The organism is Haladaptatus pallidirubidus (assembly GCF_020700235.1).
Taxonomy (GTDB): Archaea; Halobacteriota; Halobacteria; order Halobacteriales; family Haladaptataceae; genus Haladaptatus; species Haladaptatus pallidirubidus.
Genome location: NZ_CP085301.1, coordinates 2023295 through 2045594, shown reverse-complemented (window position 1 = coordinate 2045594; position 22300 = coordinate 2023295). Strand labels below are relative to the sequence as shown.

Genomic DNA, 22300 nt, shown 5'->3' with positions numbered 1-22300 from the left:
GAAAAGATACTGATAATTCACTACAGAAACGGCTCCACTTATCGAATAGCGTCCCCCGAAGCGTCGAGTTGATGGACTCTCGAATTTCCTGCTGAAGACACAAACTGTCTAGCAGTGACTCTCGGACGGGAACGTCCCCTTCTTCCTCCCGCACTGCGATGCGATTCGCTACGAATCGCGTCGATTACTCCAGCGCGTCCAGTGCGGCTTTCGTGTCGAGGTGGCCGTCGCCGTGGTAGGTCGGGTCGCGCGGCGTAGCCGTTTTTATCAGGTGTTCACGAACTTCCTGCGGCGACATTTCGGGTGCGAGACTGCGAATCAGCGCCGCGGTACCGGCGACCGCCGGGGCCGCCATGCTCGTCCCTGCTTTCCACGAATAGGTCGGCTCGAACGACGCGTCGATTTCGTCGAGCGCATCGAGATCGGCGTCGCCACCGGGTGCGCTGATATCGATCGTGTTCTCGCCGTAGTTCGTGTAGAACGCCGGCGACCACGTTTCGTCTTCGACGTGGTTCGACGCAGCGGGGTAGTTGCGCTTTTTCTGCGCGTTTCCGTCGCCAGGGTCGCCCCAGCGGTAGCCGATTGGACCGGTTGCGCTGATGCTCATGTAGTTCTTTATTTCGTTCGGGAGGCTGATGACGTCGCCGTCGGTGTCGAGGTTCGCACTGTCGTTGCCCGCGGCGGCGACGATACCCGCACTGTGGGTTCCGTGGTCGCTTCCGACCGGCGCGAAGGTGCCGTCGTCCGACGTGAAGTTCTTGGAGAGGACTTCGTTGAGCGACCCGAGGTCGGAGCGGCTCGGCAGGATACTCGAGTCGATGATGGCGACGCTGGTTCCTTCTCCGCGCGTTTTCAAGTGCACCGCCGGTATGTCCTGCGTTTGCTGGTCCCACTGGAGGTCGTACAGCGGGTCGTTCGTCTTCTTCTTTCCCCTTCCGAGATTTTCCGGAGGGCCACCGGCCTCGCTGTCGCGCTCGACTTTATTCTGGTACGATACTAATAATACACCGCGCAGCTACAATATTCACAAAAAGTCCGTTTCGGATCTATTCCGTCCGACACATACCTCATCGACGATTGCGTCCTCGCCCTCCTTCTATTGCGAATCGAAGTGCCCGAACTTCTTCAAGAACTTCGTTCCACTGCGCAAGCGTTCCGGGAATCGAAGCGGTCGTCGCCTGTCGGTCTATCGTCGCGCGAACGTCGCGCGGGCTTTCGATATTTTGGAACCGGAGACCGCCGCCGCCCGCTACTTCGATTCCAACGGTTCCGTAGTCGAACATCGTCCCGCGAATTCCCTGTCGGAAACGACTGTTCTGCACCCTGTTTATCGATAGCTGCCGGACGTTTCGCGAGAGAATGCCCGTTTTTCGGTAGAGCGCGCGGTCGGTCACGACGAATCGCGTGTTCGAGATGGTGAGATAGGAGAGAACAGGAAGTGTGATTCCGAGAGGAAATAGCAAAAACGCGATCGGCTCCCCCGCCGTCACCGCCACCGCAATCGACCCAACGACGAGGAACAGTCCGATGAGTAATGCGGGAAGAGCGCTCATCAGTCGTGGACGACCCTGCCACCGTATTTCCTCGTTGGCGTCCAATACGAGCCAGTCGGTTCCGTTCATGGTCTGTCGTTCCCGTTCATAGCCGGTCGTCTTCCGGTTCGCTCCAATCTCCGTCCGCGTTCGCGTTCGACGGCTCACCATCGTTTTCGACGGCGTCCCGAATAGCACGCAGTTCGGCCAAAATTTCTCCCAAGACGGCGTTTTTGTCGCCTTCGGTGTCGGTTCCCGTTCCTCGTTTCTTGTTTCGCTCGTTGATGAGCGACTGCAAATCCCGCGGCGCATCGACGTTGTCGAAGCTCATTTCGACGCCGCTTCCCCCGGCAGTGCTAATATCGACGGTTCCGTACCCGAACTGCGCGCCGAAAAAGCTCTGTCGATAAGAGGTGTCCTGTACCTTGTCAAACTCGATTCGCTGGACGTTCCGCGATAGTACGCCCGTTTTCTTGTAGAGCGCGTCGTTCGTCACCACGTAGTTCGTGTTCTGATAGGAGAGATACGCGGAAACCATGATGACGAGGCCGACGACAACGAGGGTAAGGGGAATTCCAACGACGAACGCCGGGACGAGACTGTACGGATGCTGTTTACCCGCCCAGATTACCTCCTCACCGTCATCCGGCGAAAACCAATCGAACGATTCGTCCATACTTTGGTGTCGAACCGACACGGGATAATGATTCCGTGCATCGGCGGTGAAAATTCGTTACTCAGCGCAGTTCGACGGCGTCGGCAGTGACGACGACGGTGTAGCTGTGGTAGTTGAAATGAACCTCAGTTCCGCTGTGTTGCCGTCCCGGATAGGGGCGAAAGAGGTCGTTCAGCGCGTCAGGGTCGATGTGGTCATACAGCGGGTCGTCCAACTGCAACTCGGTCGCGGTCGCCGTCGAAACTGCTCTGACGACTGCCTCGCTCACTCTCTCGTCCGGACGTATTGCGTAGCGTTGTGGCGATTTTGCGGCATCCGACTCCGTCTTGTTCCGTATTGTTGGTTGTCTTGGTTGCATGCTGACTCACTCTCGTTGTCCTGAAACTGTACGCAACGACGTTATATTTAAAACCCCGTCAGACGCATCCGTATTTCACGTTGACATTTAGATCATTTCTGATAACTCATCCAGATAGCTATTAAGCATACGCTTATATGCAACAAAGTTGCGATAGTGGTATGGTAACTGGACTCACCGACGACGATTTTCGACAAATCCAGAAGTTTGCACAGACGCCACGGCACCAACGAACCCCCGAATTGCTGTGTTCGACGCTCGAACGAGATGACGAGAATACGACGTCAGCACAGCCCAGTTCCGAAACGAGCGCCCGAGAAAATCAGACTGAAACCTAAGGAATTTTAGCTCGCGTCTTCACCGAGCGGTTCAGAGCGCTCCCGATACACGCCGTAAACCCGCTCAGCCCACTTGCGAGCGATGGCCGTCTCGGAGTCCACGAACACCTGCATCGTTCCGGTTCGCTCGTCGTAGCCGCCGATTCCGACTCGGTCGTCGAAGATGGCGAGTCCATAGGGAAGTGCTTCTCGCGTCCGCAGTTTGAGGTGGCCGCGTTCGAGCGCGGCGGTCGCGGGTTCCGGATACGTCTCGACCAGTTTCTCCACCGCGTCCGGGAGATAAATTATCTCCGTATCGATGTTTTCGAACAGTTGTTCGTGAAACGCGCCCAGCGAAAGTGGTACCATGTGCGTCGTGTTGAATCCGCGGAGCGTGTCCGATTTGTCGAGGAGCGTGAGGAATCGCTGAACCGGCCGATACGGATCCGCTGGCGATGCGACCGTGACGGTCGCGTCGCCGAACGGTTCGATGACGAACTCCTGGTGGCTCTGGCAGATGGATTCGAGCAGCGGTGCGAGTCGCTCCGCGGTTGCGAGATTTCGCTCGAATCGCCGAACCTCCTCCGTGACTACCTGGCCGTACCCCGTCAATCGGAACCGGCCGTCCACCTTCTCCGCGAGGTCGTGTTCGCCAAGCCATCGAGTGAACCGATGGCTCGTCGCCCGCGACACGCCCAACTCGGCCTCGATTTCGCGCCGGTCGAGCGGCGCATGAACGAGGGCTTCTAACACCGGCCCGTGCCGGACGAAATCGATTAACTGGTCGGTGTCGATTCGCCGTACCGTCTCGCCCGCGTCGTCCGTTCGTAGTTCGAGATTCGTCTGCAGCAGTTCGTCGAAGATACTGCCCTCGTCGCCCGTCGATTTTCGCTCGTCTCGACCCGCGTTTTGATCCTCTCGGTTAGCGTCCCGGTTTCGACCTCTGGGTTCCGCTCCGTGCTCGACCATACTGTATATTTGGTACCATATGGCATAGCAATATCGCGTCTCACATCGTGAGACAGGTCGCAGAACGTGAACAGTCATCTCAGGAACTGAAACCAATTTTGATGGGTGAGGCTAACCGGAATCCGGTCGTCCGTTCTATTGTGGTACGGGATACCAGCGAACAAGGATGCGAACCGATATGACTTCCACCGACACCGCTTCAAACTCATCGGCCGAATCGAAATTGACCTCACCGTGGCGCTCGCCGACAGTTCAAATCGTGCTCGCGGCGACGCTCCTCGCTCCGCTCGGCGTGCCGCTGGTTAGCCCGACTCTGCCCGCGTTTCGGGACGCCTTCGGTATCTCCGACGCGCAGGCGAGTCTACTCATCAGCACGTACTTCCTCGTCGGAATCGTGCTGTCGCCGTTCATCGGCATGCTCGCAGACAGAATCGGACGACGGACGGTTCTCATCAGCTGCCTCGTCGTCTTTAGCCTCTCGGGCGGGGCGATTGTCGTCGCTCCGAGTTACGAGGCCGTGCTCGCCCTTCGTATCGTCGGCGGCACCGCCGCGGCGGGCATCTTCATCACCACCGTGACGCTCATCGGCGACACGTTCGAGGGAACCCGACGGAACGCGGTTCTCGGGATGAACAATGCCGTCCTCTCGGCAGGGGCGGCGATTTTCCCGCTCGTCGGCGGTGCTCTCGCGACCGTCTCGTGGAATGTACCCTACTTCGTCTACTTGGCGGGACTTCCGCTCGCCTTTTACGCCGTTCGGCACCTCGAAGAACCGTCCCACGAGCGCGATTCGCAGGGGGTCGCCTATCTCCGGCGCGCGGTTCGCGTGCTGAGTGGCACCGACGCTCTCGTCCTCTACGGCGCGGCTTGCATGACCGAACTCCTGCTGTTCGGCGCGGTAATCACCATCATGCCGTTCCTCCTCGAAGGAAATTTCGGCATGTCCGCGCTTGCGATTGGCGTCGTCCTCGCGGTCTCGGAAACGTCGTCCGTCGTCGTCTCCGCGAAGAACGGCTGGTTCGCCCGCTACCTATCCAACTACGGCCTCATCGCCGTCGGATTCGCGTGCTACGCCGTGGGTTTGTTCGGCGCGTGGTTGGTTCCTACTCCGGTCGGTATCACGCTCGCGATGCTCGTCTTCGGTGCCGGACTTGGCCTTTCGATGCCCGCGGTCGATGCCGCAATCAGCGACCTCGTTTCGGTGGGCCTTCGCGGCGGCGCGCTGAGCCTTCGAAACAGTACCACGTTCCTCGGTCGGTCCGCCGGCCCGGTCTTGTTCGCCAGTATCGCCGCAGTTACAGGGTACTATCCGCTGTTCATCGCCAGCGCGGTCGTCGCCCTCGCCGTCGCGTTCTTCGTCCTCTCGATGAGCGTGATTCGAACGCGGCAAATCACGCACGCGGAAGAGCCGGCCTGAAAATCGGCACCGAATTTCCAATAGCAATAACGCTCTTTTCGTCGCCTGTCGTTGGTCACCCATGGCAACTGTAGTTGGAGTCGTCTGCCCCGAGGGAGTCGTTCTCGCTGGTGACCGACGACAGACAGCGGGCGGAACCGTCACCTCGGACTCGGTACAACGAGTGTTCGACTACGATTTCGCAGGTTGTGCAGTCGTGGGCGATCCTGGTTCAATTGGGAAATTTGACCGCACCTTCGACGCCGAACTCCGCACGTATCAAACCGAACGCGAGGAACCGGTGTCGTCTACCCGACTCGCACGAACGGCGGGCGAAATCGCCGAGGAAACGGGCGTCGATGCGCTCGTCGCGGGCAGGGACGAGGACGGTTCCGTCGTCCTCCACGAGGTCGGAAACGACGGACGAACCGTGGAAACCGAAGTCGCCGCGCTCGGAAGCGGTTCGCCGGTCGCGTTCGGACGACTCGAAGGTGGGAAGACGGCGGACGATTTAGATGCGGCGGAAGCGCTTGTTCGGGACACCCTCCGCGCTGTCGCGGAACGAACGACGGACGCGGGAACCGACATCGACGTGTTCCGACTCGAACGAACCGCGTAATTCGTGGGCACTAGGAAGCATTCCGTTCGTGGGCGGATTCGCGAGTTGTGCCGTCGTCGCCCCAGTTCATCCGGTGGCAATTGCTGTCTTTCTCGATTCTGCGGAACCAAATGAACCGAAACCGACGCCGTCAGATATGTTGTATTTATAACTATCACGCTAACCATTTCGACAGAATAGCGCGATTTATTTCTAAACCAACAGAATTGCACAGTTTTAGAACTACTCTAAAGCAACCCATTGGAAGCGGTGAAGGCGCTCGTTGGAAACGAGTTCGCTCACGAACTGGCGTTCACGCATCCGAGTCGGGACGAGAAGTGGCGGTGAGATGACGAACGTTTCCTCGCGAAACGAATCGTGCTACCGGCTCGTCCGGCGACGGACGGTCATCGGGATTTCTTTTTTCGGGCGAGCGGTAACCGTCGCCATCAAGTCTAGTTCCGTCTCCGGCGTCAGTTCGAGATGGAACTGCTGGTAGATGGTCGCAAGCAGGAGGCGGGCTTCCAGCATGGCGAATCGGTCGCCGATACAGCGCCGCGGCCCGGCCGCGAACGGGAAGTAGGCTAGTTTCGGGAGCGACCCTTCGAACTCCTTGGTCCAGCGTTCCGGTTGGAACGCGAGGGGGTCGTCGTACCATCGCGGGTCGCGGTGGACGACCCACTGATTCATCTGCACGGTGGAACCTGCGGGAATCTCGTAGCCGCCGATGATGTCGGGCTTGACGGGTTGGCGGATGATTCCCGGCACCGGGGGATAGAGGCGCATCGACTCTTTGACCACCTGCTCAGTGTAGGCTAACTCGGGAAGATCTGCCATCGTCGGCGAGCGTCCGTCGAGCACCTCGTCCAACTCCGCCACCAATTTCTCCTCGACTTTCGGATGCTCGCCGAGAACGTACATCGTGAGGGTAAGCGAGAGCGCGGTCGTTTCGTGTCCCGCGAGCAGAAGAGTCACCACTTCGTCCCGAATCTGCTCGTCGGTCATTCGGTGGCCGTCGTCGTCGGTTACGTCCAGAAGCGTCGAGAGAACGTCCTGCTCGGCCGGATTTTCGCGTCGTTGTTCAATGAGGTGATACACCACCCCATCGAGTTTCTTTCGGGCTTCTCGGATTTGAAGACGCGCCGGTGTCGGAATCCCCGGCGGAAGCACCATGTTCGCGAGGCTTTCCGTAGCCTCCATAAACTCCTCCAGCGATTCGGCAATGGGCTCGACGTAGTCGTCTATATCGACGCCGAACAGCGCCTGTGCGACAATTTTCAGCGTCAGCGTCATCATGTCGTCGTGAACCAATCGCGTTTCGCCATCTGCCCACGTTTCGAGCATCTCTTCGGTCAGCGTCGTCATCATCTCGGCGTAGGCTTCGATTCGACCCGGATGAAACGCGGGCTGGATGAGGTGCCGATTTCGACGCCAGACGGCGCCTTCGCTGTTCAAAATTCCGTTCCCCGTCATCGGGCCGAGGGTGCCTTGAAAAATATCTCCCTTGACGTAGTTCTGGTTGTTCTGCACGAGCACCTGCTCGATATAATCGGGATGGTTGAGTTGGTAGACGTTTCCGTGCGGTTCCTCCATGTACGCAATGTCGCCGTACTCGCGTGCAGTCCGCGTCATGAAACCGAACGGGTCGCGGAGGAAGGCTAGCCGGGTTCCGACTATCGGTAGGCCGTCGGGACCGGGCGGCATCTCTTTCGTGATTGGGGGTGTGTCGCTACTCATCCTTACTTGACTAGTGTTCCCCATTCCGTCTATCTCTGTAGCCGAGCATCCTAGGTGGATTTAAATATCGACGAACCTGACTTCGACCATGAGGTCAGCCACCGTCGTACTGAGGTGGGACGACGTGCAGGTTCACCCTATCGACGACCTGTTCGCGCAGAGTGACGACCTGACCGTCGAGGCGATTCGGTACGTGAGCCCCGTCCACGAGGGGATGTACGTTGAACTGCTCGAACTAAGGGGCGATTTGGAACGCGCCAGGACACTGCTCACGGAATCGCCCGACGCAATCGAGTTCGACGTCGTCGGAAGCGGCGGACGCGGTGTCGTCTACCTCCAGTGTCGAACCGCAGGACTCGTCGACAAACTGATCTCCCTCCTCCACGAACACGAACTGGTTCTTGACTGGCCGATGCGCTACATCGACACCACCGACTCACAAGGACTCCAACTGACCGTTCTCGGTACGGACGAGGCTATTCGAACCGCCGCCAGCGAACTTCCCAACGGGATTCACCTCCGACTCGAACGGCTTGGGGAGTACCGACCGAGCGCGGGACGACTCTCCTCGATGCTAACCGAACGGCAGTTGGAACTGTTCGAACTCGCCGTTCGCGAGGGTTACTACGAGGTGCCACGACGGACTACCCACCGAAACCTCGCCGAAACGCTCGACATCTCTACCGGAACCGTGAGCGAACATCTCCAGCGAATCGAGGCGAAACTCATCTCGGGATACCTCGGGTAGTCCGACGAATGCGAAACGCCGATTCTGGCGAAGGACAATTTATTTATCTTTTGTCTGTGGCAATATCTGGTATGAATAAAGCGCTCGCCGTCGTCGAAGCATCCAAATCAGCAAAAGCACTGGTCACAGAAGCCGGGAAACTCGCGGAAGGCATCGGGGCTACTCTCGTTTTGCTCCACGTCACGAGCGACGAAGAGTACGAAAAAACGCGGGGGTCGCTCGAAAGCATCCCGAATCTCGAAACGTCCTATACCGCGGGACAGGCGCTCGATGGCGCGCGCCAGTTCGCGGAGGATATCGGTCGGGAGGTCCTCGACGACATTAACATCGAGTACGATGCGGTGGGGCGCGTCGGCGACGAACGCGACGAAATTTTGGCCGCCGCCGAGGAGTTGGACTGCGACCACGTCTTTCTAGTGGGACGCAAGCGGTCGCCGACCGGGAAAGCCATCTTCGGTGATCGGACACAGTCGGTTATTCTCGATTTCGACGGCGCGGTCACCGTCGTCACCGAGTAGAACGTCGAATCGGAATCGGTAAGGTGATACTAAAATGATAATAAAATCGAATGTTGGGTCGATTACTTGGCAGTAATCCGGTTTCGAAGCCGATAGCTCTGTCAGCGGACGAACTATTCAATCTCTGCCGTGTGGAACGTCGCAGACACGCGATTTGTATCGTCTCCGAAGTGGACGCCCCGATACAGATGCGAATGCTGGTCGATGAGGTGACCGCCCGCGAGTTCGGTTCCGACGCCACGTCCAACCAGCGAACTACCGTCTACACGACGTTCTATCAGCGACACGTTTCGGTGTTGTAGGACGCGAACGTGATCTCCGCGCCCGACGGCCCGAGCAGGATACTCCATCCCGAGGAGAACGCGGAACCCCTCGCCGAACTACTTTCGTTCGTGGACGACGTTTCCGAGTGAGGTCGAAAACCACCGTCTATCCCCGATTCACCACTCGTCGTCGAGTTTTCTGCGCGAGACCAGATACCCCGCGTGAGTTCGCCAGCATCTCCCGCTTTCCACGTGTTCGACTCGATAGCGCGAACCACAGGCACCACATCGTCGTTCTGTCGGATGCTTAACCGCCTCCGATGCGCGATACCGGCGCGCATCCCAATCGCAGGACGAACAACGTAATCGAAGTCGAGCCTCCGAAAACGTTCGGCAGTGTCGCGGTGCGGCCAGTTCTCGTGCTTTCTCCGCAAACCGAGTCCCGTGCCCCGACTCGCCGAACTGCTGGAACTCCCACGCATGAACCAGTTCGTGTCGAATCGTTTCGGTGAACTCCTCCCAGCCGAAGGCGCGGTAGGCGCTCCACGTCAGTCGAATCGTGACTGCTTCGGTTCGAGGGTCGTAGAGACAGGCACCGGCACGACGCACTGCGCGCTCCGAACACTCCCAGTCGATTTGCGACAACTCGACCTCTATCGGAACCCCCTCCGCGTAACGTTTCGCGGCGGAGAGCAATTCGTCGCGCGTCGTCGGTTCCATTCGTCGTGGCATTCTCACCGAAAAACCATAACGCTCCCTCTCACATTTTCTCTCACACCTTTTCTTCCTCGACGACATACTCCGCGTATGAGAGAGGTACGAAACGAGCCGTCCCAATCGCGGGAGCGGCTGATACAATCGTTCTGGGAACGCCATTCGAACCCGAAAAGCGGCTGGTCGCGGGTGCTGTCGTATCCCGTGCTGATGATATCGCTCTACCGCCACGACTGGAAACTGCTAGGACTAACGATACTGTTCGTCATCGTCAATCCGGTTCTGTTCCCGAAACCCGACCCCGAAGCCGTGGCGGAGAGCTGGATGTTTAGAGGCGTTCTCGGCGAACAGCTCTGGCTCACACACGGCGGCAAATCCGGCTATCCGAACGTGCTGAACAGGCTTAACGTCCCGATTTTCCTGTACGGGCTGTATTCGGCGTACCAACGGAACCCTCGAAAAACGGCTATTTGTACCATTGTCTCCGCCGGACTCAAATTCTGGTTCGTCGCCGAGATGGCGCGGTATTACGACGCAAATCGCGAACAACTCGCCTAATTCGGTTCTCGCCGCGCTGTTCAGTCTAACCGTTCCATCTCGTCCGACGAAAGTTCGATCGAGGCCGATTTGACGTTCGCGTGGAGATGCTCCACGCTCGACGTGCCGGGAATCGGGAGCGTGACGGGCGAGTGGTGGAGCAACCACGACAGCGCGATTTGTCGCTGTGAAGCGCCGTGGTCGTTTGCAATCTCGCGCAGTGCGTCGGCTTTGTCGCCCAAATCGCCCGCGCCGAGCGGATACCACGGAATGAACCCGATACCGGCGTCCTCGCAGGCCGAGAGGACTTCTTCGTGTTCGCGATTGGCCACGTTGTACTGGTTCTGCACGGTCGCAACCTCCACGATGTCGCGGGCCGTTTCGAGTTGGTCTGTGTCCACGTTGCTCAGGCCGACGTGGTCGATTTTCCCCTCGTCCTTGAGTTCCGCGAGCGCGTGTACTGAGTCCGAAAACTCCACGTCCGGGTCGGGGCGGTGAAGTTGGTACAGGTCGATGCTGTCGGTTCCGAGGCGATCGAGACTACCCAAAATCGCGTTTCTGAGGTAGTCCGGGTCCCCATTGGGGAGCCAATCCCCGTCGTCGTTTCGCAGGAGCCCCCCTTTCGTCGCGACGACCAAATTATCGGGGTAGGGATGCAGGGCGTCCCCGATGAGTCGCTCGCTGACGCAGGGGCCGTAGGAGTCCGCCGTGTCGATGAAATCCACGCCGAGAGAAATCGCTTCGTGGAGGACGCGACGCGCCTCTTCCTCGCTGTCGGGCTTGCCGATGATATCCTCGCCGGTGAGCCGCATCGCACCATATCCCAGGCGATGAACGGTCATCTCGCCGCCGATGTCGAACGTGTCGCTCTCGTTTTCAAGTGCCATGCACGGACGATTGTGAGACAATGGGTAACCTCTTTTGGCAAACTGAATTGGTTAATCGAGGGAAACTGCGCTATCGAACCCCACCGCGTTGATTCCCGGTGAAATGGCAGTACTTATAAATCGCTTCCGCTCATGCCTGTTAGTATGTCACAGGAAGTCGCTGGATTCGACGATGAATCCGGCCTCCCACCCGCCGTTTGGGAGGCGCTCCAAACCCTCAAAGCGGGTATCGTAAGTACCGGCCTGATGTTGTTTATCTTCACCATCGCCGAGGCGGAAACCCGATTCGCACTCGGCGTCCCCGCCGCAGTCGCCGAGTTCGTTGGCATGCCAGGCCAACTGTACCTCGGATTCGCGGTGTTCGTCTTCGCTGGCGTTGTCGTTTGGCCCCTGTTGTTCGCGGCGATAGATGACAACCTGCGGGTGATTCCGGCCGGGGAGGACGTCGGAATCCGCGGCATCGTTTTCGCGCTGATTCTCTGGGCCGCGTTCCTCCTGTTGGGGTCGGCGGGCCTACAGCTCGAAGGGCCGTTTTTCGTCCTCTATCTGGTTTTTACTCTGCTCGCCCATCTCGCCTACGGTTATTCACTTGGTATTCTATATGCGCGATTTACGCACCAACCGACAACGCAGTAACAGTCTCTCTTCGAAGTGGTCGTTATACGCATCCCTGCACTGCATTGACATCGACCCGACACGTTCCTTGTCCCCCTGTTATAACATTCTGTAACGGTCTGCTGCTCGTCGGACGCGAACAAAGCTCTCAAAACGATCTTAACCAACATCTGAGAAGGAAACCCGTTTTGTTCGCCAGGTGCGTCTTCTTTCGGCCGGTTGCGTCACCTGTTCCGCTAAAAACGATCGTGTTTCCCGGCGTTCGGGACAGTCTCTTGTCGGATACCGAACGATATTCCACACAGTTGGGGAGAGTTGCCAAGCGAACTGCGAACGGGTTCGGAGATTACCCCGTTTCTCACTCTCCGCGCCGTCACTGAAACCGCACCCGTCACTATAAGCCACGATCCGCAGCTGAGCCGCCTGTTCGACACCGTCGTCCGCATCGAGGATGGAACGGTTCGAACCGCCGAGTGACCGCGACGAGGGGATACGGTTACTTGGCAGTCAGAGTATCACTCTCTCGCGAAAACAAGCAGTAACGTCGCTACTTCAACCGCTTCTCGAACCACTGCCATTCGCCGGTGAAGAAGCCGTACTCCTTTAAATTCCATACATCAGCATCCGTAACAATCGGCCCTTTTCGGTAGGACTGGAGCATGTTCCACATCCAGACCATCGTTCCGAGCGCGATGATGACCGCGCCGACCGTTGCGACCTGCTGGAGGGGTTCGAACCGCGGGAAGTACTCCGCGTATCTGCGCGGGAGGCCGAGCATCCCGAGAACGATGAGCGCGTTGAACGTTATCGTCACGCCGATGAACGTGAGCCAGAAGTGGATTCGCGCGAGCGTCTTGTTGAACATCCGCCCCGTAAACAGCGGGAACCAGTAGTAGACGGCGGCGAACATGGCGAACGGAATCAACCCCATGATGATGAGGTGGAAGTGGCCGACGACGTAGTAGGTGTCGTGAAGCACCAAATCGACGGGAATCGATGCGAGAAAGATTCCCGTCACGCCGCCGATGATGAACGTCGCGATCGACCCCACGCAGAACAGCATGGGAGCTTCCAGCCTGACGTTTCCGTTCCACATCGTCGAAATCCAGTTGAATACCTTCACCGCGCTCGGCACCGCGATCGCCAGCGAGATGGCCATGAAACTCGCCCGGATTCGCGGGTCGATGCCGGTCGTGAACATGTGGTGGGCCCAGACGCCGAACGAGAGGACGCCGATGGCGAGCGTCGAGTAGACGACGAACTTGAAGCCGAACAGTCGTCGTCCGGTAAACCGTGGAATGATGAGGCTAACCAGCCCCATCGGCGGGAGGACGAGGATGTACACCTCGGGGTGGCCGAAGAACCAGAACAAGTGTTGCCACAGAATCGGCCCACCGCCTTCGACCGCGAAGAAGGTGGTGCCGAAGTTGCGGTCGAGGAGGAGCATGATGAGGGCACTGCCAAGCAGTGGGAACGCGAACAGGATGAGTCCGGCCTGTGTGAGGAACGTCCACGACAGGATGTCCATCTCGGCCCACTCGACTTCCCGCTGCGTGAACGTCGTGGCGATGATGTTGATTGCCCCGATGGTGGTGCTAACCCCGGATAGGTGCAGGCCGAGGAGCATCAAGTTGATAGTCGGATTCGGCTGTTCGGCCGAAAGCGGCGTGTAAATCGTCCACCCGGTTTCGGGCGGCTTGAGTTCGAAAAACGGCTGTGCGGCGGCTTGCCCCAGAACGGGTTGGATGATGTGTCCTCCTACGTCGGAAATGAGGCCGAACCGAACCAACAGCAGCGCTGGCGGGAGGAGCCAGAACCCGATAGCGTTCAGTCTGGGGAACGCCATATCGTCGGCCCCGAGGAGCAGGGGGAGGAAGTAGTTCGCAAACCCGAACAGGACGGGCGTGGCGAAGAAGAACAGCATTGTGACGCCGTGCATCGTGAACAGGCCGTTGTAAGTTTCGGCGTTCCACACGTCCACCTGCGAGGTGAACAGTTCCGTCCGAATCATCATGGCGTCCGTGCCGCCCCAGAAGAACGCTACCGCGCCTAATAACAGGTAGAGCGCGCCGATATCCTTGTGGTCAACCGTCGTTATCCACCTGACGAGGCCGGCCGGCTTGCCATATCCAGATTCGAAACCAGTGGCGTATCCCCCGTCGGGTTTGGGATTTGAGACCTTCGTTTGCTCATCTATCGAACGAGACAGCCAGAGTGCGACCGCTACCAGTGCGATACCGAGTCCTGCACCAGCGGCGGCTTCACCGAAGAGGTTCATTTGTAGTCGGGTGCGCGATGTCGTCGAATGCTGGCGATGGTTGCCGCACGATACGGGTTATAGCCGGTGGTTGGGACGGACGTCTCTTAATCCTCCGGGCCATTCTCACGGAGTGAAAACGGAATCGGGTTGGAAATCCGAACCGAAACGGGAACAGACCGAAATCGGACGCCGTCTCAGTCAGGTTTCAGCGGAACACCAACGACCGGATGGTCCGTCTGCGTAAGCACGGATTGGGTGATACTGCCGAACAGCACCTTCTGGGCCGGACTTCGCTTTTGACTCAGCCCGATGATTATTTCGTCGGCGTCCTCTGCGTCCGCGAGCGTGAGGATGTCGTGCGCCGGGTCGCTGGCCGCCGTGTTCTGTTCCGTCTCGACGGTCGCGAGTTCCGCCAGTTGTTCCTCGAAGACCGACAGGGCTTCCTGTCCGTCCCTCACTTTCTCCTCGTCGTTACCACCGTGGAGCGAGTTGAGAACCGAGATGGACTCGTTCCCGTCGAGCCGCGACCGGAGATACGCACAGATTTTCTCGCTCGTCTCGGTGCTGTCGGTTCCGACGACGATGTGGGTCATGCGCGGAAAGAGAACCGGGGGTGATATAAAGTGGATGGCAGGGAAAAATGATGATACTTTTCCGCGTCGAACGCTCGCCGAAACTTCCACAGCTATTCAACTCCGCCGCTCCTGATACAGACGTATGGAACAGGTCGCACCCCTCGCGGCGAACGTCCGAGACGCCGAATCCGTCGTCGTGCTTACCGGTGCGGGTATAAGTACCGAATCGGGAATACCGGATTTTCGGAGCGACTCCGGCATCTGGAGCCGCTTCGACCCTGAGGATTTTCATTACCGCCGATTCCGCAACGACCCTGCGGGATTCTGGGAAGACCGCGTCGAACTTCACAAAACGATGTTCGGGGACGGAATCAAACCCAATCCCGCCCACGACGCACTCCGCGAACTCGCCGAGGGAAGCTACCTCCACGCGCTCGTCACGCAGAACACCGACGGTCTACACGAGAGCGCGGCCGCGACATCCGCCGAACTCATCGAACTGCACGGCAACGCCCACCACGTCGTCTGCGACTCCTGCGGTCGCCGAACCAACGCTGGCCCGGTTCGGGAACGCGTCGAATCGGGAGCGCGAGCGCCGCGCTGTCGGGATTGTGACGGAATTTTCAAACCGGACGTGGTGCTGTTCGGCGAGCAGTTAGGGAAAAACGACCTCCAACGCGCCCGCAAACTATCGCGGGAAGCGGACGTTTTCCTCGCAATCGGGTCGTCGCTCTCCGTCGAACCGGCGGCCTCACTGCCGCGAATCGCCGAGCGAAATAATGCGACGACCGCCGTCGTGAACTTCGACGAAACAACGTTCAGCGCGGTTGCCGACTTCGATATTCGCGGGAATGTGACCAATGTGCTCCCTGCACTGTGTGAGGAAGTAACCGACTGATCGCAGTTCACATTCCGCCGGGCGAATAGTTATGCGGTTGGAAGTCTAATGATAGATGATAACGTATGGCACCGTCGAGCTACTTCGTCAGCGCCTTCGTGATGGGATTCCTGCTCGTCCTGCTCGGTCTCGGACTGATTCGCGGGAGGGATTGGCAGCAGTACACCGCGTCGAAACGATCCGATGCGAATTGGAACGACGGCGAAGCCGAGTTCGAACTGCTTCGGTCGGTCGGCGCGAATCAGACCGTCTGGGTGCTCTGTTTTCTGTTCCTCACTCTCGGAATCGGCGCAGGGGCCATCCTGTTCGTCAGCGGAACGGCCGTTTCGGCGTCAGTGCGGCAAACCGCGTGGCTGGCGGTCGTTTCGCTCTCGATTGCGCTGTTCGCCGGATACGTCTTTTGGGGAACCTACCAATCCACCCGCTCTAGAGGGTTGGACAGCGCACAGGCGACGCTCGCGGCGCTGTGGGTGTGGGGCGTGCTGTTTATCGCGGTCGTGACGCTCAAACTCGTTACGGCGTGAATGTGCATCCACGTCACATAATCGAGTACGACGCCGCGAGCGTCAACGCTAGCGCCGCGAGCAGGCCGACCAGCACGATAAGCGAAATCGACCGCGGTTCGGATCGGAGATGCTGGTAGTAGCCCGCGACGAGCAGCGCTTTCGTGAACGACAGCGCGATGATTGCTGCGAAGGCAGTCCAGTACGTGAATCCCGCGAACTCGACGAGAACCTGTACGGTCGCCATCGCGAACAGCACGATGTAAATCGTCGTGTAGAGTTTTGCGTCGGTCATGGTTACAGGATGTAAAACAGGGGGAAGAGGAACAGCCAGACGATGTCCACGAAGTGCCAGTAGAGGCCGAAGTACTCCACCGGTCTCTCGTCGTCCAGATACGCCCCGTTCCACGCTCTGCCAACGAGGTACAACACGATGAACAGGCCGACAATGACGTGCGCGGCGTGCAGTCCCGTCGTGAGGTAGAACGTCGAAGTTCGGACGCTACTGGAAAACGTCAATCCCTCGTGGAACAACTCCTGCCATTCGAGGGCCTTGTTCACGAGGAAGGCAACTCCGAGGGCGAACGTGATGAGAAGGCTGGCGACGAGTCCGCGCTTGCTGTTTCGTTCCGCCGCGACGAGCGCCAGCACGATGCTGAAACTACTCGTGAGCAGGAGGTAGGTGTTCGCCAGTCCGGGCAGCGGGTCGTGGGGAACTGGTTCCCACTGCACCCACCCGCTCGCGACGCGGATGAACGCGTACGAACCGATGAACGCGCCGAACAGCACCACGTCGGAGGCGAGGAAAATCCACATCCCGAGTTTCGTGTTCTCCACGCCCGCGAAGGGCCAACTCTCGCCGAATGGCCCTTCCGGACCGCGGAATCGCTCTCTGGCCATCGAGACGAGCGCGAACCCGCCGAGCGCGAGTCCGCCGCCGAGTGCGACGAGATACGCGATTCCACCGGTGAGTTGGCCTTGCTCGAATCCCGACAGTCCAAGAAACGTGAAAAAGGCACCGACGCTGACGACGACGGGCCAGATGCTCGCGTGGTCTTCGTCGTGTCCGCCGCGGCCACTGCGAGTCGCCTGTGTTCGTGCGCTTTCGTATGCAACCATCCCCCCGTCGGTCGCTCCGTCCGCGACTCCGCTGTCTAACGCGGTTCGCTCCCCGCTCGTCTCGCGTGTAAATCGAAGCGTCCCGTCCGCGAAGCTCGGAACGCCGGGGAAATTTTCGAGCGGCGGTGGCGAGGGAATTGCCCATTCGGTCGTCGTCGAGTACGACCACGGATTGCCGTCTGCAGGGTCGCCCGCAACGAGACTTTTCGAGAGGTTGTAGAACATCACGAGGAACGATGTTCCGAGGATGAACGCGCCGACGGTGGACAGTTGGTGCCACGGGATAAACGCCGGGTCGTAGACGAAATCCCGTCGCGGTGTCTCCCACGCGATGAACATCGGGAAGTAGAGGAGGTTGAAGCCGACGAAGTACATCGCGAAGTGAACCTTACCGAGGAACTCGTCGTACATCTTCCCCGACATCTTCGGGAACCAGTAGTAGAGACCGCCGACGAGCGCCGTCACGCCGCCGACCATCACGTAGTGAAAGTGCGCGACGACCCAGTAAGTACCCCGAAACTCGTAGTCGAGGACGACTGCGCCGAGGAAAACACCCGTAACGCCGCCGAGAATGAACAGTAAAAGCGCGCCGAACGAGAACAGAAACGGAGTGACGAATCGAACGCGACCTTTAATCATCGTGTAGATGAGCGCGAATACCATCAGGTCGAAGGGAAGCGAGATACCGATGGTCGTCGCCATGAACAGAGTTTTGATTTGAAGGTTGATGCTTGTCAGGAACATGTGGTGCATCCAGACCATGAAACTCTGAATTGCCACGAGAATCATCGCCAAGATGAACCATTTTCGTCCGACGAGTCGCCTGCCGGTGAACGTCTGGAACGTTTCCGCCATCACGCCAACGGCCGGGAAAAAGACGATGTACACCTCGGGGTGGCCGAAAAACCAAAACAGGTGCGCCCAGAGAATCGACCCGCCCGCCTGTGCGGTGAAGTAGGTCGTCCCGAGCAGTCGGTCGGAGGCGAGGATGAGCAACGCCGCGAGAAGCGCCGCGAACGCGAACAGCATCATCCACACCGTGAGCAAAATCGTCCACGAAAACAGCGGCATCCGCCAGAGGGTCATCCCTTCCGCGCGCATTCGGTGCATCGTCGTCAGAAAGTTCACGGATGAAACCGTCACCGAGGCGACGAACAGTATCAGCGCCAGCACCGCCGTCGATGCCCCGATGTTTGGCGTGTAGACAGGAAGGTTCAGCGGCGCGTACATCGTCCACCCCCCGGCCAAACTCCCGCCTTGGAAGAAGGAGACGCCGAGCAGGATTCCAGAAAAGAGGTAGAGCCAGTACGACAGCGCGTTGAGTCGCGGAAACGCGAGGTCTTTCGCGCCGATTTGGAGCGGAACGACGTAGTTCGCGAAGCCGAACGCAAAGGGCGAGAGGAACCAGAAAATCATGATGAGCCCGTGGGTTGAGACGGCCTGATTGTACGACATCGAAGAGAGAATTCCGATTCCCGGCGTCCACAACTGAAGTCGCATCAACAGCGCCAGAATTCCGCCGAATACGAGGAAAAAGAGGGCGGTAATCGTGTAGAGGATACCCACATCTTTGTGGTTCGTCGTGACGAGCCATCGTCGGATGGAACTCGTCGGGGGAAATGCACCGTGGGCGTGGGTTTCATCGGTCATGCTGAGCTGGTTTCCATCTGATTTACAGAGCTGTTCGAAGGGTTGTTCACGGAGTTGCCCGTCGAATTGTTCGCCGAATCGTCGGTGTTTTCATACCACGATTGGTACTCACCACGCTCCATCACCACGACATCAGCGGTCATGTAGGAGTGGCCCGCGCCGCAGAGTTCGAAACACCGAACCTCGTAGGTTCCCGTCTCGTCCGCGACGAACCACGTATCGGTCTGCTGTCCCGGTATCGCGTCCGTCTTTACGCGTAGCTCGGGGACGCCGAACGTGTGGAACACGTCGGTGGACGTGACGGTGAGCCGAACCGTCTTCCCTTCCGGAACTCGGAGCGTGCTGGTCTCGTGTCCATTCGGATAGACGAACTCCCAGTTGAACTGCGAGCCGACGACTTCGACGTGCATCGCGTCCTGATTTTCGACCGACGTGTCGTCTTCGACGTAGAGGAGCGTTCCATAGGTCCAAAGAACGAGCGAAACGACTATGATGCCGCTCAGAGCGAACGAAAAGAGCAATTTTCGTCCGCCGTCGCTGCCGGTTGGAAGTTCGCCGAGTCTCGGCGGGTCGAACTCGTGCGTTCCGTTGCCGTCCCGATACGAATACGCCGTGTAGAGCATGTAGCCGATGACGACGACGCTTACGAGAATACCGAGGAGGAGGAACACGCCGAAAATTTGCTGGAACACCTCCGCACGCGTTCCGCGTGGAATGAGGCCGCTCGCACCGTCGTGAAGTGGGAAAAGGCGGATGTGCTCCAGCATCCCGTTATTATTAATGATCTTCCATTATCTTAGGAGTTTCGGAGCTTGGACCGAGAAGATTTTTGTCACTCGAAGTGGTACCATTCCACATGGCAGATAATGACACCCAACCCGTCGTGGACGTCGATGTGAGCGAGGGTACCGCCGAACCGGATTTCGACAGCCTCACCGGAATCGTCGTGGACGGCTTCATCGGCGCCGTCGGCGGTTTGGTCGGCACCGCGGTCATGACCGCGGTTCTCATGGTCGCGGCAACCCTGAACGCGTTCGATTTGAACTCGTTCGCGGTTCTCGCCGACCTCACCGGAACCGGGGTGCTATTTCCCGCGAATCCGGCGGCGGTCGGCTACCTCGTCTTCCTCGGCGGCGGAATGGTGACGTGGCCGCTTCTGTTCGCCTCCATCGGTTCGTACCTGCCGGGCGAAAAGTACGCCACGAAGGGCATCCCCTACGGGTTCGTCCTCTGGACCGGATTCGCCCTCGCGTTCTACGACGGCTACACCGGCTTCCTGCTCGTGCTGTATCTCGTGTTGACCCTGCTCTCTCACTTCGCCTACGGGTTCGCACTCGGGGCCGTCTTCGATTATCTGTCGAAACGCCCGACCACGTTGGTGTAAGCCCGACACTTTCGCGTCCATTCCCCTGACCTTTCTCATTCTACTCCCACGACGACTCGTTTTCGTTGCTCTCGTCGGGCGGTTGCATCGACGTCGAGTACACCTCTTCCGGTTCCTGTTTCTCTTGCTGAAACGTTTCGAGCAGGTCTTCGACGTCCTTCCCCGTCTGCATCTGGTATTCCGACAGTATCGAAACGAGACGGTTGATGTCGCTGTCACTGAGGTCGATGGTGGTCATCATACATAAAAACGGCGCTTACGGGTAAAAGGCTCCATGCTTGCATTGGCATGGTGGTGCTATTCGGGGGACGGAAGCCGATTCTCGGACGGTGTCACCCGACCCAAGTCACTTGTCGTATGGCCACCGACCGCCGAGTTTCAACTCCTCGACGTAGCCCTCGTCGATGCCGTCCCGAATCTGCTCGCGGGGTTTGTGCGGAATCTCGCGTTCTTCTTCCGCAGCCGCGACGACCGCGTTCGAGAGAACGAGCGCCATCGCCCGCAGGTCGCGGATGTCGAGTTTATCCAGCGTGTCGGCGTGCGTGTGGCCCCAGCCGCGTCCGCTTCCCCCCGAACGCGAGTAAGCCATTACGGATGGAACGCCTTCCTGCACGAACGCCCACTGATCGCCGTGCGGACTGATTCCGTCGTGCGTCGAATGCGGGACTTGCATGTCTTCGGTCACTTCTTCGAACGTTTCGCCGAGTTCGGCGAACCCGTTCGTTCCGACGCCGAGATTTCGGGAGTTTCCCGCGCCATCGATGTTGATGACGCACTTCACCGAATCGAGATCGTGCGTTTCGGTCCAGTGGTACGCGCCATAGAGGCCGATTTCCTCCGACCCAAAGGTGACGAGTCGAACCCGGGTATCCAGTTCGACCTGTCTCAGTATCCGCCCGATTTCGGCGACGAGCGCGCTTCCCGCCCCATTGTCGTTCGCGCCCTCGCTGATGTCGTGAGCATCGATGTGGGCGGTGACGAGCACTTCGTCGTCCGTGTCAGGGCCGACGACCGCCTCGACGTTTCTGGAACTCGTCGGCTCGTTTCGGCACTCGACGGAGACCGTCGCGTCATCATTTTCGTGCTCGCGGAGCAGTCGTGCCCCGACTTCGGCGGAGACGCCGACCGCCGGAATCGGACCGGGGCGGTTGTGGTAGCCGATTTCCCCCGTCGGGGGAAGACAACCATCGACGTGGTTTCGGAAGACGAATCCGACCGCACCCGCGTTCGCCGCACAGACGTATTTTTCCATCCGATGAATCCAGCGCCCGCGGTCCTCCGGCGTCTCGCTGGAGGCCATCACGATTTTGCCGTCCAAATCGTGTTTCTCGAAATCCTCGGCGAGCCCGTAGCCGACGTCCACGAGTTCGCCCGTCGCCTCGCCGCTCGGCGTTCCGGGGAGCGCGACGACCTCGTGATCTGCCGTGAGAGTCTCGCCACCGACCGAAAGCGAGGACGACCCGCGCCACCAACCGGGAATCTCGAACTCGTCGATTTCGACGGCGCGCACGCCGCCGCGCTCGAAGGTCGCCGCGATGATTTCCGCGCCCTCCGCTTCGCCCGACTGCCCCGCCATCCGGTTGCCGACGGAGACGAGCGCTTCGAGAGTGTCCCACGATTCCGTGCTCGTGACGGCGTCTCCGGCGACCGATTTTGGTATTCTTGGCATGGTAGTTCGTCCCGCGCAGGCACCAAGAACCTCCTGAACCCGGCACGCCTTACAGCAATCGGCCGCGCCACTCCTAACGACGGAATACGGAACGGCCCGCGGTCGATAACTGAACGGCTATCTTTCAGCGGAGACCAGACTCGGACGGCACGGCCGTCGAGCGGCTTGCCGACCCGACGTTCGACGTGGAAGTCGAAGGCGGACAGGCGTACACTGGCTTCGCCGAGGGGTATCTGACGCCCGATGACGAACCCGACTGTGATTCCTTCGATCTCGTCGTCGCACAAGACGCGACAACCGAATCGAACTAGCTGTTCGAACGATTGACCAATTGACCGAAGTAGACCAACTCAACCTCCTTTTTGTTGGCCTACCAT

The 22300-nt window shown here is 59.0% G+C and carries 28 protein-coding genes; 13 read left to right on the top strand and 15 right to left on the bottom strand.

The annotated features are described in order from the left end of the window. Positions 1-184 precede the first annotated feature (184 nt). The 4 genes from LIX15_RS11125 to LIX15_RS11110 all read right to left on the bottom strand — a co-directional run bounded on the left by LIX15_RS11125 (position 185) and on the right by LIX15_RS11110 (position 2566). Positions 185-856, bottom strand: coding sequence for a S8 family serine peptidase (locus LIX15_RS11125; protein WP_227773259.1), 672 nt, complete (start codon positions 854-856; stop codon positions 185-187). Between the two features lie 211 nt (positions 857-1067). Continuing rightward, the gene (locus tag LIX15_RS11120) at positions 1068-1703 is read right to left on the bottom strand and encodes a PH domain-containing protein (protein WP_227773258.1); all 636 of its coding nucleotides are present in this window, start codon (positions 1701-1703) and stop codon (positions 1068-1070) included. Further along, on the bottom strand, positions 1639-2208 hold the full coding sequence (locus LIX15_RS11115) for a PH domain-containing protein (RefSeq protein WP_227773257.1): 570 nt from the start codon (positions 2206-2208) through the stop codon (positions 1639-1641). Before LIX15_RS11115 ends, LIX15_RS11120 begins: the two co-directional genes overlap by 65 nt. A 61-nt stretch (positions 2209-2269) precedes the next feature. Further along, the gene (locus LIX15_RS11110; RefSeq protein ID WP_227773256.1) at positions 2270-2566 is read right to left on the bottom strand and encodes a HalOD1 output domain-containing protein; all 297 of its coding nucleotides are present in this window, start codon (positions 2564-2566) and stop codon (positions 2270-2272) included. Positions 2567-2727: 161 nt separating this feature from the next. Here LIX15_RS11110 and LIX15_RS11105 point away from each other — a divergent pair, with 161 nt between their 5' ends. Beyond that, a complete protein-coding gene (locus tag LIX15_RS11105) occupies positions 2728-2904 on the top strand; it encodes a hypothetical protein (protein WP_227773255.1) in 177 nt (58 codons plus the stop codon). Positions 2905-2910: 6 nt separating this feature from the next. Here the strand turns inward: LIX15_RS11105 and LIX15_RS11100 are convergent, their stop codons facing one another. Next, a complete protein-coding gene (locus LIX15_RS11100; protein WP_227773254.1) occupies positions 2911-3852 on the bottom strand; it encodes a helix-turn-helix transcriptional regulator in 942 nt (313 codons plus the stop codon). Between the two features lie 178 nt (positions 3853-4030). Here LIX15_RS11100 and LIX15_RS11095 point away from each other — a divergent pair, with 178 nt between their 5' ends. Together LIX15_RS11095 and LIX15_RS11090 are read left to right on the top strand one after the other, a co-directional pair. Next, a complete protein-coding gene (locus LIX15_RS11095; protein ID WP_227773253.1) occupies positions 4031-5269 on the top strand; it encodes an MFS transporter in 1239 nt (412 codons plus the stop codon). Between the two features lie 61 nt (positions 5270-5330). Next, on the top strand, positions 5331-5867 hold the full coding sequence (locus tag LIX15_RS11090; protein WP_227773252.1) for an Ntn hydrolase family protein: 537 nt from the start codon (positions 5331-5333) through the stop codon (positions 5865-5867). Between the two features lie 360 nt (positions 5868-6227). On the opposite strand, the gene LIX15_RS11085 is transcribed toward LIX15_RS11090, so the two are convergent. Next, positions 6228-7583, bottom strand: coding sequence for a cytochrome P450 (locus tag LIX15_RS11085; protein ID WP_227773251.1), 1356 nt, complete (start codon positions 7581-7583; stop codon positions 6228-6230). A gap of 88 nt (positions 7584-7671) precedes the next feature. On the opposite strand from LIX15_RS11085, the gene LIX15_RS11080 reads away from it, so the two are divergent. The 3 genes from LIX15_RS11080 (at position 7672) to LIX15_RS11070 (ending at position 9151) form a co-directional block, all read left to right on the top strand. Next, the gene (locus LIX15_RS11080) at positions 7672-8331 is read left to right on the top strand and encodes a helix-turn-helix domain-containing protein (RefSeq protein WP_227773250.1); all 660 of its coding nucleotides are present in this window, start codon (positions 7672-7674) and stop codon (positions 8329-8331) included. A 71-nt stretch (positions 8332-8402) separates the two neighbouring features. Next, the gene (locus LIX15_RS11075) at positions 8403-8849 is read left to right on the top strand and encodes a universal stress protein (RefSeq protein ID WP_227773249.1); all 447 of its coding nucleotides are present in this window, start codon (positions 8403-8405) and stop codon (positions 8847-8849) included. 50 nt (positions 8850-8899) lie between these two features. Further along, positions 8900-9151, top strand: a complete 252-nt coding sequence (locus LIX15_RS11070; RefSeq protein WP_425556775.1) for a DUF7344 domain-containing protein — start codon at positions 8900-8902, stop codon at positions 9149-9151. Between the two features lie 138 nt (positions 9152-9289). On the opposite strand, the gene LIX15_RS11065 is transcribed toward LIX15_RS11070, so the two are convergent. Continuing rightward, positions 9290-9844, bottom strand: a complete 555-nt coding sequence (locus LIX15_RS11065) for a SprT-like domain-containing protein (RefSeq protein ID WP_227773247.1) — start codon at positions 9842-9844, stop codon at positions 9290-9292. A gap of 75 nt (positions 9845-9919) precedes the next feature. On the opposite strand from LIX15_RS11065, the gene LIX15_RS11060 reads away from it, so the two are divergent. After that, complete coding sequence (locus LIX15_RS11060) at positions 9920-10384, top strand: DUF6653 family protein (RefSeq protein WP_227773246.1); 465 nt, start codon at positions 9920-9922, stop codon at positions 10382-10384. 20 nt (positions 10385-10404) lie between these two features. On the opposite strand, the gene LIX15_RS11055 is transcribed toward LIX15_RS11060, so the two are convergent. Next, positions 10405-11250: an aldo/keto reductase gene (locus tag LIX15_RS11055; RefSeq protein WP_227773245.1), complete on the bottom strand. Its 846-nt coding sequence runs from the start codon at positions 11248-11250 to the stop codon at positions 10405-10407. Positions 11251-11394: 144 nt separating this feature from the next. Here LIX15_RS11055 and LIX15_RS11050 point away from each other — a divergent pair, with 144 nt between their 5' ends. Next, positions 11395-11886, top strand: coding sequence for a DUF6789 family protein (locus LIX15_RS11050; protein ID WP_227773244.1), 492 nt, complete (start codon positions 11395-11397; stop codon positions 11884-11886). A gap of 294 nt (positions 11887-12180) precedes the next feature. Next, positions 12181-12342: a hypothetical protein gene (locus tag LIX15_RS11045; RefSeq protein WP_227773243.1), complete on the top strand. Its 162-nt coding sequence runs from the start codon at positions 12181-12183 to the stop codon at positions 12340-12342. Positions 12343-12412: 70 nt separating this feature from the next. Here the strand turns inward: LIX15_RS11045 and LIX15_RS11040 are convergent, their stop codons facing one another. Beyond that, positions 12413-14143: a cbb3-type cytochrome c oxidase subunit I gene (locus LIX15_RS11040; protein WP_227773242.1), complete on the bottom strand. Its 1731-nt coding sequence runs from the start codon at positions 14141-14143 to the stop codon at positions 12413-12415. 176 nt (positions 14144-14319) lie between these two features. Further along, the gene (locus tag LIX15_RS11035; RefSeq protein WP_227773241.1) at positions 14320-14718 is read right to left on the bottom strand and encodes a universal stress protein; all 399 of its coding nucleotides are present in this window, start codon (positions 14716-14718) and stop codon (positions 14320-14322) included. Between the two features lie 124 nt (positions 14719-14842). Between LIX15_RS11035 and LIX15_RS11030 the strand changes: the two genes are divergently transcribed. Both LIX15_RS11030 and LIX15_RS11025 read left to right on the top strand, forming a co-directional pair. Then, the gene (locus tag LIX15_RS11030) at positions 14843-15598 is read left to right on the top strand and encodes an SIR2 family NAD-dependent protein deacylase (RefSeq protein WP_227773240.1); all 756 of its coding nucleotides are present in this window, start codon (positions 14843-14845) and stop codon (positions 15596-15598) included. A gap of 65 nt (positions 15599-15663) precedes the next feature. Then, positions 15664-16122, top strand: coding sequence for a hypothetical protein (locus tag LIX15_RS11025; protein WP_227773239.1), 459 nt, complete (start codon positions 15664-15666; stop codon positions 16120-16122). A gap of 13 nt (positions 16123-16135) precedes the next feature. Here the strand turns inward: LIX15_RS11025 and LIX15_RS11020 are convergent, their stop codons facing one another. The 3 genes from LIX15_RS11020 to coxB are packed head-to-tail and all read right to left on the bottom strand — an operon-like array spanning position 16136 to position 19637. Continuing rightward, a complete protein-coding gene (locus tag LIX15_RS11020; RefSeq protein WP_227773238.1) occupies positions 16136-16396 on the bottom strand; it encodes a cytochrome C oxidase subunit IV family protein in 261 nt (86 codons plus the stop codon). A gap of 2 nt (positions 16397-16398) precedes the next feature. Then, a complete protein-coding gene (locus tag LIX15_RS11015; protein WP_227773237.1) occupies positions 16399-18870 on the bottom strand; it encodes a cbb3-type cytochrome c oxidase subunit I in 2472 nt (823 codons plus the stop codon). Further along, positions 18867-19637, bottom strand: coding sequence for a cytochrome c oxidase subunit II (gene coxB / locus LIX15_RS11010; RefSeq protein WP_227773236.1), 771 nt, complete (start codon positions 19635-19637; stop codon positions 18867-18869). Before coxB ends, LIX15_RS11015 begins: the two co-directional genes overlap by 4 nt. Before the next feature lie 89 nt (positions 19638-19726). Here coxB and LIX15_RS11005 point away from each other — a divergent pair, with 89 nt between their 5' ends. Then, the gene (locus tag LIX15_RS11005) at positions 19727-20254 is read left to right on the top strand and encodes a DUF6789 family protein (protein WP_227773235.1); all 528 of its coding nucleotides are present in this window, start codon (positions 19727-19729) and stop codon (positions 20252-20254) included. Positions 20255-20294: 40 nt separating this feature from the next. Here LIX15_RS11005 and LIX15_RS11000 read toward each other — a convergent pair whose 3' ends face one another. Beyond that, positions 20295-20492 carry a hypothetical protein gene (locus LIX15_RS11000; protein ID WP_227773234.1) on the bottom strand — a complete coding sequence of 66 codons (198 nt, stop codon included), beginning with the start codon at positions 20490-20492 and terminating at the stop codon, positions 20295-20297. A gap of 108 nt (positions 20493-20600) precedes the next feature. Then, complete coding sequence (locus LIX15_RS10995; RefSeq protein WP_227773233.1) at positions 20601-21923, bottom strand: M28 family peptidase; 1323 nt, start codon at positions 21921-21923, stop codon at positions 20601-20603. 185 nt (positions 21924-22108) lie between these two features. On the opposite strand from LIX15_RS10995, the gene LIX15_RS32790 reads away from it, so the two are divergent. Beyond that, positions 22109-22234 carry a hypothetical protein gene (locus tag LIX15_RS32790; RefSeq protein WP_265338366.1) on the top strand — a complete coding sequence of 42 codons (126 nt, stop codon included), beginning with the start codon at positions 22109-22111 and terminating at the stop codon, positions 22232-22234. The last annotated feature ends 66 nt before the right edge of the window (positions 22235-22300 follow it).

Coding starts and splice junctions, on each gene's coding strand:
- LIX15_RS11120 (WP_227773258.1), bottom strand. CDS start 1,703: ATGGTGAGCCGTCGAACGCGAACGCGGACGGAGATTGGAGCGAACCGG.
- LIX15_RS11115 (WP_227773257.1), bottom strand. CDS start 2,208: ATGGACGAATCGTTCGATTGGTTTTCGCCGGATGACGGTGAGGAGGTA.
- LIX15_RS11110 (WP_227773256.1), bottom strand. CDS start 2,566: ATGCAACCAAGACAACCAACAATACGGAACAAGACGGAGTCGGATGCC.
- LIX15_RS11105 (WP_227773255.1), top strand. CDS start 2,728: ATGGTAACTGGACTCACCGACGACGATTTTCGACAAATCCAGAAGTTT.
- LIX15_RS11100 (WP_227773254.1), bottom strand. CDS start 3,852: ATGGTCGAGCACGGAGCGGAACCCAGAGGTCGAAACCGGGACGCTAAC.
- LIX15_RS11095 (WP_227773253.1), top strand. CDS start 4,031: ATGACTTCCACCGACACCGCTTCAAACTCATCGGCCGAATCGAAATTG.
- LIX15_RS11090 (WP_227773252.1), top strand. CDS start 5,331: ATGGCAACTGTAGTTGGAGTCGTCTGCCCCGAGGGAGTCGTTCTCGCT.
- LIX15_RS11085 (WP_227773251.1), bottom strand. CDS start 7,583: ATGAGTAGCGACACACCCCCAATCACGAAAGAGATGCCGCCCGGTCCC.
- LIX15_RS11080 (WP_227773250.1), top strand. CDS start 7,672: ATGAGGTCAGCCACCGTCGTACTGAGGTGGGACGACGTGCAGGTTCAC.
- LIX15_RS11075 (WP_227773249.1), top strand. CDS start 8,403: ATGAATAAAGCGCTCGCCGTCGTCGAAGCATCCAAATCAGCAAAAGCA.
- LIX15_RS11070 (WP_425556775.1), top strand. CDS start 8,900: ATGTTGGGTCGATTACTTGGCAGTAATCCGGTTTCGAAGCCGATAGCT.
- LIX15_RS11065 (WP_227773247.1), bottom strand. CDS start 9,844: ATGCCACGACGAATGGAACCGACGACGCGCGACGAATTGCTCTCCGCC.
- LIX15_RS11060 (WP_227773246.1), top strand. CDS start 9,920: ATGAGAGAGGTACGAAACGAGCCGTCCCAATCGCGGGAGCGGCTGATA.
- LIX15_RS11055 (WP_227773245.1), bottom strand. CDS start 11,250: ATGGCACTTGAAAACGAGAGCGACACGTTCGACATCGGCGGCGAGATG.
- LIX15_RS11050 (WP_227773244.1), top strand. CDS start 11,395: ATGTCACAGGAAGTCGCTGGATTCGACGATGAATCCGGCCTCCCACCC.
- LIX15_RS11040 (WP_227773242.1), bottom strand. CDS start 14,143: ATGAACCTCTTCGGTGAAGCCGCCGCTGGTGCAGGACTCGGTATCGCA.
- LIX15_RS11035 (WP_227773241.1), bottom strand. CDS start 14,718: ATGACCCACATCGTCGTCGGAACCGACAGCACCGAGACGAGCGAGAAA.
- LIX15_RS11030 (WP_227773240.1), top strand. CDS start 14,843: ATGGAACAGGTCGCACCCCTCGCGGCGAACGTCCGAGACGCCGAATCC.
- LIX15_RS11025 (WP_227773239.1), top strand. CDS start 15,664: ATGGCACCGTCGAGCTACTTCGTCAGCGCCTTCGTGATGGGATTCCTG.
- LIX15_RS11020 (WP_227773238.1), bottom strand. CDS start 16,396: ATGACCGACGCAAAACTCTACACGACGATTTACATCGTGCTGTTCGCG.
- LIX15_RS11015 (WP_227773237.1), bottom strand. CDS start 18,870: ATGACCGATGAAACCCACGCCCACGGTGCATTTCCCCCGACGAGTTCC.
- coxB (WP_227773236.1), bottom strand. CDS start 19,637: ATGCTGGAGCACATCCGCCTTTTCCCACTTCACGACGGTGCGAGCGGC.
- LIX15_RS11005 (WP_227773235.1), top strand. CDS start 19,727: ATGGCAGATAATGACACCCAACCCGTCGTGGACGTCGATGTGAGCGAG.
- LIX15_RS11000 (WP_227773234.1), bottom strand. CDS start 20,492: ATGACCACCATCGACCTCAGTGACAGCGACATCAACCGTCTCGTTTCG.
- LIX15_RS10995 (WP_227773233.1), bottom strand. CDS start 21,923: ATGCCAAGAATACCAAAATCGGTCGCCGGAGACGCCGTCACGAGCACG.